General features: G+C 54.3%; 11 protein-coding genes, 1 tRNA gene and 2 pseudogenes. 4 read left to right on the top strand and 10 right to left on the bottom strand.

The features are described 5' to 3' along the window. Positions 1 to 215: 215 nt before the first annotated feature. Entirely contained in the window at positions 216 to 1,505 is a 1,290-nt protein-coding gene (locus CGZ80_RS16950; RefSeq protein ID WP_233148479.1) for a DUF3472 domain-containing protein, read from the bottom strand. Between the two features lie 165 nt (positions 1,506 to 1,670). Between CGZ80_RS16950 and CGZ80_RS16945 the strand changes: the two genes are divergently transcribed. Further along, positions 1,671 to 3,005 carry a hypothetical protein gene (locus CGZ80_RS16945; RefSeq protein WP_094416588.1) on the top strand — a complete coding sequence of 445 codons (1,335 nt, stop codon included), beginning with the start codon at positions 1,671 to 1,673 and terminating at the stop codon, positions 3,003 to 3,005. A 1,366-nt stretch (positions 3,006 to 4,371) separates the two neighbouring features. After that, a pseudogene (locus CGZ80_RS28700) lies at positions 4,372 to 5,004 on the top strand (hypothetical protein); the annotation flags it as partial. Here CGZ80_RS28700 and CGZ80_RS28310 read toward each other — a convergent pair. From CGZ80_RS28310 to CGZ80_RS16930, 4 genes are all read right to left on the bottom strand, one after another. After that, positions 4,921 to 5,109, bottom strand: a complete 189-nt coding sequence (locus tag CGZ80_RS28310; RefSeq protein ID WP_198953727.1) for a hypothetical protein — start codon at positions 5,107 to 5,109, stop codon at positions 4,921 to 4,923. The pseudogene CGZ80_RS28700 and the gene CGZ80_RS28310 sit on opposite strands and share 84 nt — an antisense overlap. Before the next feature lie 204 nt (positions 5,110 to 5,313). Then, positions 5,314 to 5,448 (bottom strand): hypothetical protein, encoded by a 135-nt coding sequence (locus CGZ80_RS29020; protein WP_255407719.1) that lies wholly within the window; start codon positions 5,446 to 5,448, stop codon positions 5,314 to 5,316. A gap of 3 nt (positions 5,449 to 5,451) precedes the next feature. Beyond that, complete coding sequence (locus CGZ80_RS16935) at positions 5,452 to 5,892, bottom strand: hypothetical protein (RefSeq protein WP_094416586.1); 441 nt, start codon at positions 5,890 to 5,892, stop codon at positions 5,452 to 5,454. Positions 5,893 to 6,078: 186 nt separating this feature from the next. Further along, entirely contained in the window at positions 6,079 to 6,720 is a 642-nt protein-coding gene (locus tag CGZ80_RS16930; protein WP_094416584.1) for a hypothetical protein, read from the bottom strand. Positions 6,721 to 7,095: 375 nt separating this feature from the next. Between CGZ80_RS16930 and CGZ80_RS16925 the strand changes: the two are divergent. Both CGZ80_RS16925 and CGZ80_RS16915 read left to right on the top strand, forming a co-directional pair. Further along, positions 7,096 to 7,459 (top strand): annotated as a pseudogene (locus CGZ80_RS16925) (hypothetical protein); the annotation flags it as partial. Positions 7,460 to 7,942: 483 nt separating this feature from the next. Further along, entirely contained in the window at positions 7,943 to 8,341 is a 399-nt protein-coding gene (locus CGZ80_RS16915) for a tetratricopeptide repeat protein (protein ID WP_094416580.1), read from the top strand. Between the two features lie 243 nt (positions 8,342 to 8,584). Here CGZ80_RS16915 and CGZ80_RS16910 read toward each other — a convergent pair whose 3' ends face one another. The 5 genes from CGZ80_RS16910 to CGZ80_RS16885 all read right to left on the bottom strand — a co-directional run bounded on the left by CGZ80_RS16910 (position 8,585) and on the right by CGZ80_RS16885 (position 12,835). Then, positions 8,585 to 9,010 (bottom strand): PEP-CTERM sorting domain-containing protein, encoded by a 426-nt coding sequence (locus CGZ80_RS16910; RefSeq protein ID WP_158222745.1) that lies wholly within the window; start codon positions 9,008 to 9,010, stop codon positions 8,585 to 8,587. Between the two features lie 672 nt (positions 9,011 to 9,682). Further along, positions 9,683 to 10,219 (bottom strand): DinB family protein, encoded by a 537-nt coding sequence (locus CGZ80_RS16905; RefSeq protein WP_094416575.1) that lies wholly within the window; start codon positions 10,217 to 10,219, stop codon positions 9,683 to 9,685. 140 nt (positions 10,220 to 10,359) lie between these two features. Then, a tRNA-Leu gene (locus CGZ80_RS16900) sits at positions 10,360 to 10,444 on the bottom strand. A 208-nt stretch (positions 10,445 to 10,652) separates the two neighbouring features. Continuing rightward, positions 10,653 to 11,546: a hypothetical protein gene (locus CGZ80_RS27650; protein WP_143543993.1), complete on the bottom strand. Its 894-nt coding sequence runs from the start codon at positions 11,544 to 11,546 to the stop codon at positions 10,653 to 10,655. Positions 11,547 to 11,782: 236 nt separating this feature from the next. Further along, a complete protein-coding gene (locus CGZ80_RS16885) occupies positions 11,783 to 12,835 on the bottom strand; it encodes a potassium channel family protein (protein ID WP_158222744.1) in 1,053 nt (350 codons plus the stop codon). Positions 12,836 to 12,997: the final 162 nt, after the last annotated feature.

Below are 12,997 nucleotides of genomic sequence, written 5' to 3'. Positions count from 1 at the left end.
AAACGCGGCAAGCACCGAGTCTGGTCGCAATCGAAAACGCCTTTTCCGCAGATACCAAGCATCGGCTCTAGTTGATGCGATTGTAGAGTAACCAGACGCCCCGATCACTGCTTTCCAGCAGTAACTTGGGAGGAGCAAGCTAATCAACGAATTGCAAATCGAATTCGGTGGCAGCAGATTCTCAAAGTCCGGCTGGAATGGTGAACGCCAACACGTTAGGGGTGTGAATCTGTTGGTAAGTTTGCGAAATCGATCCTCGGTTTTTGGTCGCTGGATGAATCACGTTCGAACATCTGACCTCGACGACCGGTTTCGTTGAAGAAGCCACAGTTGCGAAGGACAAAACGATTACCTTCGGCATCTCCTTGGAAATCCAGTCGGTGTCTTCCCGAGCCTGTTCCGTCGACGCTAAACACCGCTTTTGTGCACTCGTGCCACTGTCCGCTGTCGTCGCAAACCCAAACGTTTCCATACAAGCCACGGCGTTCGATGAATCCCGTCGACGGCATGAAGTTTTCCAGAAACGAGTGAAAGCCTCGCAGCGAAGTATCCGTTTGCGGACGTCGAAAACTCGCAATCAACCGCCAAGGCTCACCCTTCTCGCTAAACCACGATGTGTAAATCGTACTTCCCTCCCCCGTTGGTTTCACGGCGGTTAGAAACCGATAGGTGACGCCAGCCTTCCATGGTTCAATCAGGTAGCTCTGCCCACCAGATCCTTCGTTTCCAAATTCACCAACACGCACGTCCTTACCGCGGGCAAGCAACTCCACACGTTGGTCGGCCGGAATCTCGCTGGGGCGGTCCGTCTTGAACGGACTCCAAACCGAAAACAAGACGCGACGCTCATTGGGACCATTCACCTGAAATCCGAAATAGCCTTCGCCGAAGCCATTCGCCATGAAATACGTTCCCAATGTGTCCTCGCCCTCTGGAACTGTGATCTCTGAATACGCGTACTCCAAGGTGCGTTGCTCTGGGACAACGTATCGCAAGTGCACCGATGGACCGCGACGTCCCCAGTAGAACATGCCTCCGTCGTTGTTTCGAACAAAGTCGACGGTTAATTCAGTAGCGTCCGAAACGACCTTCAATTCACGCAGCGAGATTGTTGTTTTATCGGTTGTCTTCGCGAGCTGAAAATCGACACGTACATATCCGGCATGATCGATTTCGACTTGCCCCAAAGAATACTCAGCGACGCTTGCCTCAACCTTTGTTTCAATTCGTTTCCCTTCAACCAACGTCACCAAGTTGGCCGCGGTGGCATCGCTACTTGCCGAAAGTTTCAATTGCAGTTTCGCCGGACGATCGATATGAAAGTAAGCGGAATACACTGCCGCCGTATCGCGCCAGGAAAGCGTGCCGTCGCGACGATCAGCTCGATCGTTCAAATCAGGAGCCGTGCGGAATGCGTTGCCAGCCAAGGGCACAGTCCATTCACCGGCGACCGCCACGTTCACCAGGAGAACGAGCAGCAGGGGGGCGTTGCAGTAGCGTATCATGGTGTTGTTTGAATCTTGCGAGGAAGACTGACGGCGTGATTGGAAGCGGTATCATAACCCGTTGTGCTAACAAGCTATGTTCGAACAATTGACTTACCGGCGAAGTGCGTCGCTGTGTCAGGGGGCCGTTAACGCAAGTCGCCGAGGGGGGGCCTGGCACGTACTATGATTCGATTCTTGACGATTGGTGTTCTGATTGCGGCCGTTGGTGTGATCGCATTTCTGCAACACAAAACGCCGAGTCCTCCACTCCCAAACTTGGACGACGCCCACAGGGATCTCAGCGAGTCGCTCGCTATCTTTCCTGGCGCAGAAGGATTTGGTACGGATACTATCGCTGGCCGTGGGGGGCGGGTCTTCGTTGTCGAGACACTTGCCGACACGGGGAGCGGATCACTGCGCGAAGCGCTCAATGCAAAAGGCCCAAGAACAATTGTCTTTTCAGTTGGCGGTGTGATCGAGGCGGCAACTAATTTCGTCATTGCCGATCCATTTGTCACTATCGCGGGACAATGTGCACCCGCACCAGGGATCACGCTGTCTGGGGCTGGCCTTTCGATCCGAACCCATGATGTTCTGGTTCAACATCTCGCGATACGAATTGGCGACGGTCCCGGTCACAAGCCCGAAGATCGCGATGCGATTCAAGTCATCGGAAGCGAAGACGGTGAAACGTCGGTGTTCAACATCGTGATCGACCATGTCAGTATGAGCTGGGCGATCGATGAAGGCTTCTCAACTTGGTACAGAGGAGTGCGGGACGTGACGGTAAGCCACTGCCTGATCGCCGAACAGCTCGACAATTCGCTGCATCCAAAAGGGAGACATTCGAAGGCGGTCTTGATTGGGGATCACAGTCGGCGCATCAGTTTGATTCGCAATGTGTTTGCACATTCGGACGACCGCAACCCAACGATCAAAGGCGATACCAGCAGTTTGGTCGTCAATAATCTGGTCTATAACCCCGGTCGTTGGCCAGTCGGCTACTTTGATCCCGAAGGTTCCGGTCCGCTCGCTTCAACGCTCTGGGACAATCAATTCATCTACGGCCCTTCAAGCCAAAACGAGCATGCTGTAGTAATCGTCGAAAACAATATCGCAGCGGGCAGCCAACTCCATCACTCTGGCAATCTCGGGCCGCACAATGACCTGCTCGATATTCGGTCGAACGTAAGTCCCTTGGTGACATCCGCACCGGTCACGGTGAAACCGCTCAAACGACTTGATGCGACGGTTCTAGAAAACGAGTTGCTGTCCAACGTCGGGAGTCGACCCAACGACCGTGATGCGAACGACCGCAGGATCATTCAAACGATCACCGAGCGACGCGGTACGATCATCGATTCAGTCGCCGAAGTTGGCTTTGCAAAGCCAACTTCAAGTTCAACCAGACTCACGCTCCCCCCTGAACCAAACAGCGATGACGACGGTGACGGATATTCAAATCTCGAAGCATGGCTTCATTCTGCCGCCGCTCAACTCGAATCACCGCCGGAGTAGTGCCGCTACCTGTTCGCGCGATGTTCGCAAGCACACTCAACTCTAAGTTCGATCATGACAGTGCATTTCTGTTCCTTGTGGTCGCATCAATCATCCGCCGCAGGTTCAATCGGTGCTTCCCCGTCGTTTGCCTCTTCTTGCTTCATTGATTCAGTTTGCACTTCAATAAATCCAATGCAGAAAAACAGGAGCAGTACTCCCGCGAACACCCATCCAGGGAGATGAAAACGCACTGCCAAAGCGATAAAAACCAGTGCGATGAGAATTCGGAAATGAACTGGTATGATACTCTTCCGAACTCCAACATTTCATGGATTGGGGCATTGGTCACACAAGCTGGCGCAACGAATCCCAGAGCTTGAACAAAGCCAACATTGAAAACGATGACATGAGGCGTCTTGATAGTCCAATTGCCTTTGCCTTTTCAGCGACTGCGATCTGATCCATAGCGACAAGCATCCGGTCCTCGATTGCGAACTAACAATCTCGCTTCGCCCACGTCAGGGTTGGTGAGTGGCACCATCCGCTAATTCACTTAACATCCTGTTGATTTTCGAGTGTCGCCTTTCGCTCCGCGAAAGTAGCGTTCTCCACCGCTGCTCTTGCGAAGCATAGGGCCACGTAGGAAGTGAACAAGTTTGAAAATCAACAGACGATTGAACGCGTTTCCGCTGGCCTACAAGCATGCCATAAACTCCAGCCAAGAAACCGCTCGCTAGCGCGAATGCGGCTGATAAGACACAGGCCGCGCAACAATCCAACCACTGCTCCCAATTAGCCGCATGGCGCTAGCCACGGTTCCGTTGCATCCGGTCCAGCAACTCCGAACGGCCAGGATTGCAAATTGCAAAATGAACATTGCAAATTGAATCGTGCGTGTTGGTCACGGATCATCGTGTAGCGACGCCGGCCCCTCCGGGGCGATTGCATGGTGAGTTTTTTAAAACTCGGGGCTCCCGCCCCGAGCTAACCAAGCCGGCCCCTCCGGGGCGTGTGCGGTATGACTCAACACTCGCCCCAATGGAATCATGTCCGAACACGCAGCGTGATTGCACTTCGACTACGGGCAGGCTTGACTCCCGAGGAGTCCGCGTCGGTAGCTCGGGGTGGCAACCCCGAGATTGCGATACGAACCACAGGCTCGCCCCGGAGGGGCCGGCGGTGCGAATTCCACAACTCGTGACGAATGGTGCCACCCACCAAATGCTTGACTCGATCCGCTCGTCCGGTAGATTGACCGCGCCCCCACACAGGAGAGTGCGATGCCTCGGCCTCAGCGATGTGAACAGTTCACCTCATGTGATGTCTGTATAGTCCATGTCCAGCAGTGTTGTGTTCGCCGCGCTTGGCTCGCCGGCGTGGATGCCGTTTCCGGGAAGGACGCTTTAAATCGCAGCGGATTGTGGATGAGGCTGGCTTGTTGGCCTGCGTCATGTCCGTTGATCTCAGTACGTTGATCTCAATCCGGTCCGTGCGGCGATGGCAGAGAGTCCCGACCAATGTCCCCATACAAGTGCTTACGATCGGGCGAAATCAAAACGCGGCGAGCAGATCCCATCGACCGCGTTTGATCTCAAGCCAGTGAGCACCGCAGAAGCGGGGCGGGAGATCCGCGAAACACCAGTCGATGAACTGCGCCAAAAGCGAAAGCAAAGCCGCAAGAACCCGACAGGGAAACGCATCCGGCGCGACGCTTGGCTCAGTCCCCTGAGACTCAAACCCGACAAGCGTTCTGATGACGCCGAAGTCCATGCCGAAGGGGTGCGAAGCAGTGACCGCGGCTTTTTGAATGTGGACTGGGAGACGTACTGGGGACTGCTTCGCTGGGCAGCGAAGCAGAGTGTCGACGGGCTGTCGGCAAAGGTCCCGAAATCGTTCGGCCAAGTTCTTCGGAAAGGCCTCGTGTATCGGTAGCTCAGAATCCATCCGAGAGCACGCAAGGCAAACAGGCCGGCAGCATCATCGCGGCCAAGCAATCGCGGCGGCCTACTTCGACTAGCGTGTCGCTGATCAAATTAGCCATCGCCAACGCACCAGCCACCGAATGAAAGTGAAAGCCTTCGGTACCACGCTGCGCCGACTCTGTATCAAAACTCAGTTGCATGATCCTGAACGAGCCAGCTAATCGCGGCAGAGGCCCAACGACCGCTTATTGTACCGCGAACGCCGTGGTTCCATTACAACTCGCTTATCTGGATGATGGATGGCACCATCCATTCAGCTCTCTCTATGACATGTTTTGGCAGGCCTTCGGAGCCACGGGCTCGCCAAATTTCATAACCGAAACGTAGCTTGCGAACTTGCCGGGCTACTTGGTCTTAACCGGCGGTTTGGCCGGTGGCGACTTGGGCGGGCGCGCTCCGTGCTGGGGCTTGCCTTTGCCACTTGGTGGCATGACCGGCGGCTTGGGTGGTCGCTTACCAAAATCTTGTTTCTTGGACATGGGCTAATCCTTGACGTTTTGGATACAGAACAGGGCCAGCAACAGAGCACCGAGGATGAAGCTGATCAGGGAGGCAATATTTAGAATGAGGACGACAGTGCTCCAGAGATTGGTCTCATCGATTGCATCTTCGTTTTCGTTTACTTGCCTGGCATCGAGAATCTCGCGGTAGCGCACGAAGGCCGCCTGCGAGGTCAGAAATGATGCCATGGTGCAGCAGATGCTTGCGAGCAGCAAAGCCCAGGAGCCGACAATCAGGACGGCGGTCCCATCACGCGGCTTTCCTTGTGCGATGTCTTTGAAGAAGATGATCGACAGGCCGAACGCACCGGAAGCGAGCGTAATGAGCCACTTGTCATAGGTAGCGGCGCCGGAGTGCTCCGCCTCAACCGTGGACTGTCGCTCGCTGAGATAGGCTTGATAGTCTAAGTCCGAATCATTCATTGCGGCTTATGCGGTGCAGGTTTGGGCCGGGGCCTGGGCTTGGGCAGGGTCGGTGGCCGCTTGCCACGCTGGATGATGCGATCGCTTTGTTGCGGAAGTTTCGGCTTGGACTTAGACGATTTCTTCATGGGACATGGAAAGCGAGAGATAAACTGAGCGCTGCCTGAGCGGAGGTCTGGCAATTGGCTACCGCCATTCGCCAAATGCATCTTCTGCCCATTTCGGGGCTTGCTGGGCAATCTCCCCAAAATAATGTGTCGCTAAGGCATGGTTGCGAATTGCGTCGATTAGGTCGCGTCGCTGCTCCTCTTTCTTGGAATCCTTTTCCCGTGGCTCGCAGATGTCGATGCAATCCCCCCGCCATGCATCGACGTCCTCCCTTTCCGTGAATTCGAGCGGTGCGTAGTAGCCGACGCATTCGCGACATACGCCAGCGAAAGTTCCGGGCCGCATGAAGCTGAGATGCACCTTGACGGTCGCTTCAAGATGCTGAAATGGCCCATCGCAGATGGCACAATTACCAAAATCGCCGAAGCTATTGGATAGCGTCTCAAATCTCCATCCGGTGTCCGGGTCGATAGAGTGGTCGCGGATGACCGCTAGAATGCGTGGCAAAAACTCTTCGAGTGCGTATTTCGCCTCACAAAGATTGTCGTAATCTTCGCTCGTGAATGTGCCTGGGCGATAAAAATTACCGGGATCTGCCGCCGCAATGGTTTTGGCGGCGTGAAGAATGTCGCGAGAAGGGACGGGCTTGGTCAGCTCGTCGATGCGACGATCGAGAATTTCGATTTGACGTACGTAATCTTGCTTTCGCATTTCAGGCATAACGTTCCCTCGCTTAAGCACGGTTTTTCCTTAATGCTGTTATTTTTGCGACAAGCGATAGCAAAGCAAGTGAGACCGAAGAAAAAATAGAGAATATTTGCGGGGCCTATTTCAGGTTTCGTTCTCGCAATTGTCGCTCATATTCCTCGTATACCCTTTGGCGAACTGCGACGGGACATGGAAGGCGACCGGCGGCGCAGGCCTCAACGACGAACGCGGTGAAGTCGACGCTGTGGAAAAGATCGTCAAGTATGTCGGAATCGAATGGCATATCGTAGGCATGCCACACAAGAGTCCGAATGGTGCCACCCACCAAATGCTTGACTCGATCCGCTCGTCCGGTAGATTGACCGCGCCCCCACACAGGAGAGTGCGATGCCTCGGCCTAAGCGATGTGAACAGTTCACCTCAGGTGATGTCTGTATAGTCCATATCCAGCAGCGTTGTGTTCGCCGCGCTTGGCTCGCCGGCGTCGATCCCGTTTCCGGGAAGGACTATTCCTTTCGCAAAGAATGGATCCGCCGCCGTCTCGAAGCGCTCGCCTCGGTATTTGCCGTTGATTTGCTCAGCTATGCGGTCATGAGCAACCATATGCATCAGATCCTCCGCAACCGGCCGGATGTCTGTGCTCAGTGGAGCGACGAAGAAGTCGCGATCCGCTGGCTGCGTGTCTTCCCCGGCAGACGACTGGAAGAGCACCTCGCCAAACCGAACGAAAACGATGTCAACAGGCTGGTGAGCAGATTATTCGTACAGGAACGAAGAAGGCAGATGTCGGTAAGGCCGGAACCTGCGAGACACTGGTGTTTCGCTTTGGAATGGCCGATCTCGACCCTGCCATCGACCAGCGTAAGTGGGTGCAGGCGATGATTGACAGGCTCGAGTCTGCATTCGATAGAACGAACAGACAAACGCCCGCTGCCGATCGGCTGGATTGGGAGTTTGAAGATGCGGAATTTGGCGAGGGCGAAGCACGGATCTACTTTAGCTGCCGGGATACTAGGCGTTTCTTTTCGGCGATCAGTGAGGAGCTTTTCCCAAGTCAGTCTCAGTGTGTTCTGCGGTTTGGGCACTACCTTGACCCGGAATGCACAGAAGAATTTGTCAACTTCGGGCGATAACACGACTAGGGTTGCAGTACGACGGCAAGGTCGTGGTCGGTTCGCAAGCTTATAACGAAACTTCGAATCGACTGTCGCGCCGCAGTCATATCAGGTGTAGGTTGGAAATTTCACCTTCTGTCTATCAGCGGATCACTGCGCTGTCGGAGCAAGGCAATGTGTTGATGGAGGAAGAAGCGTTTACCGAAGCTAGAGCGAAGTTTCAGCAGGCGATCGAGCTACTGCCTCCCCCGGCGATGCAATGGGAGGCCGCCACGTGGCTGTACGGCTCACTGGGTGAATCAAAGTTTCTACAGTTTGATTTCCCAGACGCCGAAGAAGACTTTGGGATTGCGATCCAGTGCCCCGGCGGCAACGAAAACCCGTTCATTCATCTTCGCCTGGACGAGTGTTTGCTGACTCGAAACGAGCCAGATCAGGCCGCTCATCACCTGACAGTGACATTTTATGGATGGCACCATCCGGCCCGTGGAGTGATTGCTTTACCGCAGTGGAGTTGAAGGTACCTTGACTGAACCGCTCGAAAGCTTTTGTAAGTGGACGAAGCGATGATTCGCTGCCTTCGAACCCACGGACTTCGGTTCATCCTTGAGTCCATAGGTCCGATCTGTTGCAGAACCCAGACTGGTGTTTCTAAATGGGGGCATCTTCAAGGCTTCAAAAATCCGAGAAGCCTCAAAATGGAAACGGGCGGCCATTCACAGGCCGCCCGTCAGTTTACGCTTATGGATTGACGCTGATTACTATGCTTCTCGTCGACGACGAAGCCCGCCAAAACCTGCGATGCAGGCGCCAATCGAGAACATGGCAAATGTGGTTGGTTCAGGAACCGTCGCGACTTGGTTTCCGATTTGAATGGAAATGGACTCGCTGGTAACGGCGTCCGTAATCGTGTAGAGACCTTCCGTTAATCCTAAGCTGGCAAAGGTACCCGACTTTGACCAGGAGACGTCCGGGGTCCAGATATTGCCTGAAAGGTCATCGGCCGCAATGGCGATTCCAGGAGTTCGCAGACCACCGCTGAAGTAGTATGTCGCGAATTGGGTCGTACCGGTCGACGACCAATTGAAATTGGAGGTGGTAAACATATCACCAACCCATGGCGAAAGGTCGGTGCCTGCGTTAAACCCAAAAGCAGTGTTTACCGCCCCCATCGTGGTATCGCCCATGATATCTGACTGAGGAGCCGTGTTAGTCTCGACCCCAGAGTTTCCCCAACCGGAGGTTGGCACGGAAACCAAATTTGCAGTGTTAAATGTTCCGGACGATTGCATCAAAACGCTTCCACCTGATTCAGTAAAGTGAAATAGAATTCCACCCTGAACTTGCCCCGCTGTTGCAAAAAGCACGGCAATACAAACCACTAACTTCTTCAATGAACGCATCGTTGGTCTCGCTGCTGAATACAAGAATTGATTCACCAATTCGTACGCCCCCTACGAATCACAACGCGTGGGAGACTACCACTCCCCCCAACGGAAGCAACCAACGGAAGGGTCACTTTCAGCATATTTCAACCAATCCGGTAGATTGACATGCCGCATTTCTACACGAACTGGCGGGCCTCGCCTCGCGTGACGCAATACGCTAAGTCGTGACGCAATACGCTAAGTCGTGACGCAATGCGGCAGGAATTGTGGCATCATCTTTTTCAATTGGCACAAGGGTCGAACCTATCAGATCACCACAACTAAACGCTGTCTTATTGGTCCAGTGAGAGGTTGCTGTGTGCAATTCGAGCATTGCAAAATCTCGCTAGTTCGAGCAAAAGTGGTCTGTTTCGAACTAAACAGGTACCAGGTACCTGTTTAGAAAGATGCAGTCAGCTTCCACTCGGGAGTTCAGCTGGTTCTTGCCATCGTGATTAGCATTACGTCTGGTAGCTCCGTATGGCCGACTTGGCGGAGCATGTTGATTAGTTGTGACGTCGTGTATTGCGCGTGGGTGCAGACGTGTAGCAAGATATCCACACACTTCGTAGAAGATCGTTGACCAGAGAGTGAGCTGACCTTGTTGATCGGGCGGTTTAAATCGGCATCCTTGAGCGCGTCCAGATAGCCTTGCCACTCTTTATCAAGCAAACGCCAGCGTTGTTCGAGTTCGCTGAGAGTCTGGATTGGATTGTCTCCTTCTTGGTTCCCCGGAAGCTTTCCCTGTTGATCACCTGGCGTAAGCGGGGTCACGTCGCCTTTCAGTGCAGCCAGCCAAACGTATTCGGCGGCGTAGAGGTGAGTCAGTGTTTTCCAAATCGAGCCTTGTCCGATCTCAAACCGTTGCCGAAGCTGCTCCGCCGAAAGCTCTTGCACGGCGGCAAGCAGTCGATGGTTGGACCATATCCGGTGCTGATGAAGTCGATTGATTGAGAGAGTCTCCGGCATCGCGATCCTCCTGTGGATGGTGTCGCCAAAGATCGTGATTCTCGCATTGAAGTTCGCTGACAATGAGGCGAAAGTTGCGATCGGCGCATCAAAAAACCCCGACAAGCTTGCGAGCTGCAATCTTGCCAGGGTTGATTGAGTGCGGATGAGAGGATTTGAACCTCCACCCCCTTATCGAGGACTAGAACCTGAATCTAGCGCGTCTGCCAGTTCCGCCACATCCGCTTGGTTCTACCTAGAGTGAGTCGACTGTCGCCGGGTTCGCTCTTCGGTGGTGCAGTAAAGTATCGGCTCCGCTCGTTCCTTGCAAGCGGCTCGAGAACTTTGTTTTAAGATCGAGCGATGCAGATCCCCTCAGAACCTCGATATTCCCGAAATCTTGTCTGTCCGGCCTTCGGTGGCAAAGCCAAAACTCGATCAGCCAAACCAATCATTACGGCGAAAAGTAACGCAACCAATTGCGTAATGCTTGTCCGGGAACGTATGCCACCGGTTGCCCCCACAAGCCCTGCCCGACCTGGACCATGTAACGATCTTGGCCCAATGAAATCAGTGCACGTGCGGGTGCCGCGGGCGTTGCCACTGGTGGGGCGATCATCGGTCCCGTCGTGGCGACTGTAGGCATCACCGCCGGAGCTGCTATTTCTGGTGCAAGTGACGTCGGCGCAACCGTCGCATACCCCATAGGAGCGACCGCGCCACAGCCTCCGCTGTAGACATTCGCTGCCATGTATTGGTAGTGGCTTGGAGGCGTAATCTGGTTGCAATTGTCCATTCGAGCGAAAGCGTTCGACCGCAACGACGGCGGGTCCATCGGCGTCAAATCCGACGGCGAGGGAACATTAGAACTGTTCGCAAATGATTGTGCGGGAGCGGGCGAAGGGAGACTTCGCTGCGACTGTGGGGCAGGCGTGTAGGGCGCAGTCTCCGGTAAGGCTGGGTCTGGTGACGTCGGCATCGAAGGGGCATTCGTGCCGCCAGGAATATCGCCACCTGGGAACCCCATCCCGGAACCTTGCATCCAGACCGTCTGCTGGACTCTTGAGCTGGCTGCAACATCCGCGTCGCCTCGGTAACCGACCTGACGCAACGAACTGGCTTGGTTGCTTTGCAGTCGACCTGTTGGCTGATTCGTCGCTTGCCCGAGCTGTCCGCGGTACGATTCCAGAAGACCTGCCGACCCGATCGATTGCATTCGCGATGCTGCTGACGAAGGTCGCTGTCCGGCTTGGCTTGAAAAACTAGGGCCCTGTGCAAATCCGACGCTTGAGAAGGCGGAACAGCACAGTAGCGCCAACGAATAGTTTGATGTACGTGAAAGTCGCATGAGTCACTCGTTTTATCGTTTGGTTGCTTGTTGCAATATCAATTGAGAGTGACTTGATGCAAGATCGATGCCGAAACCGCCCGTGAAACGCGACGGGAAACCCGAATGTTCTGAAGGGGCATCCTGACCAAGTATTTGTCCGCGATCGTGATAGAAAGTCGATCGCGTTATTCAACGCAAAACGACAAACTGCCAAATTGCACAACGCAGATTTGTCGGTGGGCGAAGAAAGGATTTCACACGCTGGCCAGCGTGGCACCTTGATGCGAGACCTTGTGATGGAGTTTTGCGAGGTCTTCGCGATGGGAGAGCACGATCAGATGGTCTCCGCAAACGATCGTTCGATTGGCCTCGGGATTCCGAACGATGTCACCTTCGTGTCCCCGAATCGCGACAATCACGTTGCCACCGTCACCGCTGCTTTCGATTTCACGTACGGTCCTGTTCTGGAAAGCTGACTTCCCGTCGATCGGTATTTCAAGCAAGTCCAGTCCGAAGATTTTTAAGTCTTGGTTCAGTCGATAGAGCGAACGCGTGTCATCGACGATCGATTCGATCGTTGGGCAGGTGATCAAGTGCGCGATTCGTGAAGCACCAATCATGGTTGGCAAGACGACACGCGTCGCCCCGCTGCGATACAGTTTTCGTTCCGTCGATTCGGTCTCACATCGGGCAACAATCTCGATCGATTCATTCAGCTCGCGAGCGGTCAATGTTGCGAACACGTTTTCGGCATCACTTGGCAAGACCGCCGCAAAAGCACTCGCGCGATCGATCCCGGCGGAGGTGAGTGTTTCCTCGCACGAGGCATCACCACAAATCACCAGGTGACCTTCGCGTTCGGCTTCATTAAGCCGCTGCATGTCTCGGTCGATCACAACGAAGTCGACACCAAGGTGCCGTAGCTCTTTGACGAGGTTTTGGCCGACACGACCGTAGCCACAAACGATCACATGACCGGTCGTTTCCTTGATGCCCAAACTCATTCGGTGTGCCCCTATGGCTCTTAAGACTTCGCCTTCGGTAATCATCTGAATGAAGGCACCAAGAACGTAAATCGCCGAACTGCAACCGGCCACAATCAGTGAGGCCGTGAACAGTTTCAACGAGGGCGAATCGATCGGTTGAACTTCGCTGTAGCCGACTCCAAAAATGGTGATCACCACCATATAGAGCGCGTCTACGTAACTCCAACCGGCGACCACATAGCCACAGATAGCGATCAGGCATGTCACGGTCAAAACCGTGATCCCAACCCGCATTTTGTGTATCGCAGTGGAGTTGAACATTCCCTTGATGCTTAGATAGCGGAGACCAATCCGACGCCAAGCCATACGGCATCGTCCCTGTTTCAGAATTGGTCGCTAATTGGCGTGCGGCAAGGGAACTGAGGGACAACGTCCAGATTCAAATTCGGACAATCGTGACAGGGGGGATCATGGCAACCGTGT

The organism is Rhodopirellula sp. MGV, from assembly GCF_002251265.1.
GTDB lineage: Bacteria > Planctomycetota > Planctomycetia > Pirellulales > Pirellulaceae > Stieleria > Stieleria baltica_A.
Note: the sequence above shows the minus strand (reverse complement) of the source record. Positions and strands in the feature narration are given on the sequence as shown.

What these genes read in the sequence shown, in the direction of transcription:
- CGZ80_RS16905 (WP_094416575.1), bottom strand. Translation starts at nt 10,219, where the DNA reads ATGCCGGAGACTCTCTCAATCAATCGACTTCATCAGCACCGGATATGG.
- CGZ80_RS16945 (WP_094416588.1), top strand. Translation starts at nt 1,671, where the DNA reads ATGATTCGATTCTTGACGATTGGTGTTCTGATTGCGGCCGTTGGTGTG.
- CGZ80_RS16885 (WP_158222744.1), bottom strand. Translation starts at nt 12,835, where the DNA reads ATGTTCAACTCCACTGCGATACACAAAATGCGGGTTGGGATCACGGTT.
- CGZ80_RS28310 (WP_198953727.1), bottom strand. Translation starts at nt 5,109, where the DNA reads ATGCAACTGAGTTTTGATACAGAGTCGGCGCAGCGTGGTACCGAAGGC.
- CGZ80_RS16910 (WP_158222745.1), bottom strand. Translation starts at nt 9,010, where the DNA reads ATGGGCGATACCACGATGGGGGCGGTAAACACTGCTTTTGGGTTTAAC.
- CGZ80_RS16930 (WP_094416584.1), bottom strand. Translation starts at nt 6,720, where the DNA reads ATGCCTGAAATGCGAAAGCAAGATTACGTACGTCAAATCGAAATTCTC.
- CGZ80_RS29020 (WP_255407719.1), bottom strand. Translation starts at nt 5,448, where the DNA reads ATGTCCAAGAAACAAGATTTTGGTAAGCGACCACCCAAGCCGCCGGTC.
- CGZ80_RS16950 (WP_233148479.1), bottom strand. Translation starts at nt 1,505, where the DNA reads ATGATACGCTACTGCAACGCCCCCCTGCTGCTCGTTCTCCTGGTGAAC.
- CGZ80_RS16935 (WP_094416586.1), bottom strand. Translation starts at nt 5,892, where the DNA reads ATGAATGATTCGGACTTAGACTATCAAGCCTATCTCAGCGAGCGACAG.
- CGZ80_RS27650 (WP_143543993.1), bottom strand. Translation starts at nt 11,546, where the DNA reads ATGCGACTTTCACGTACATCAAACTATTCGTTGGCGCTACTGTGCTGT.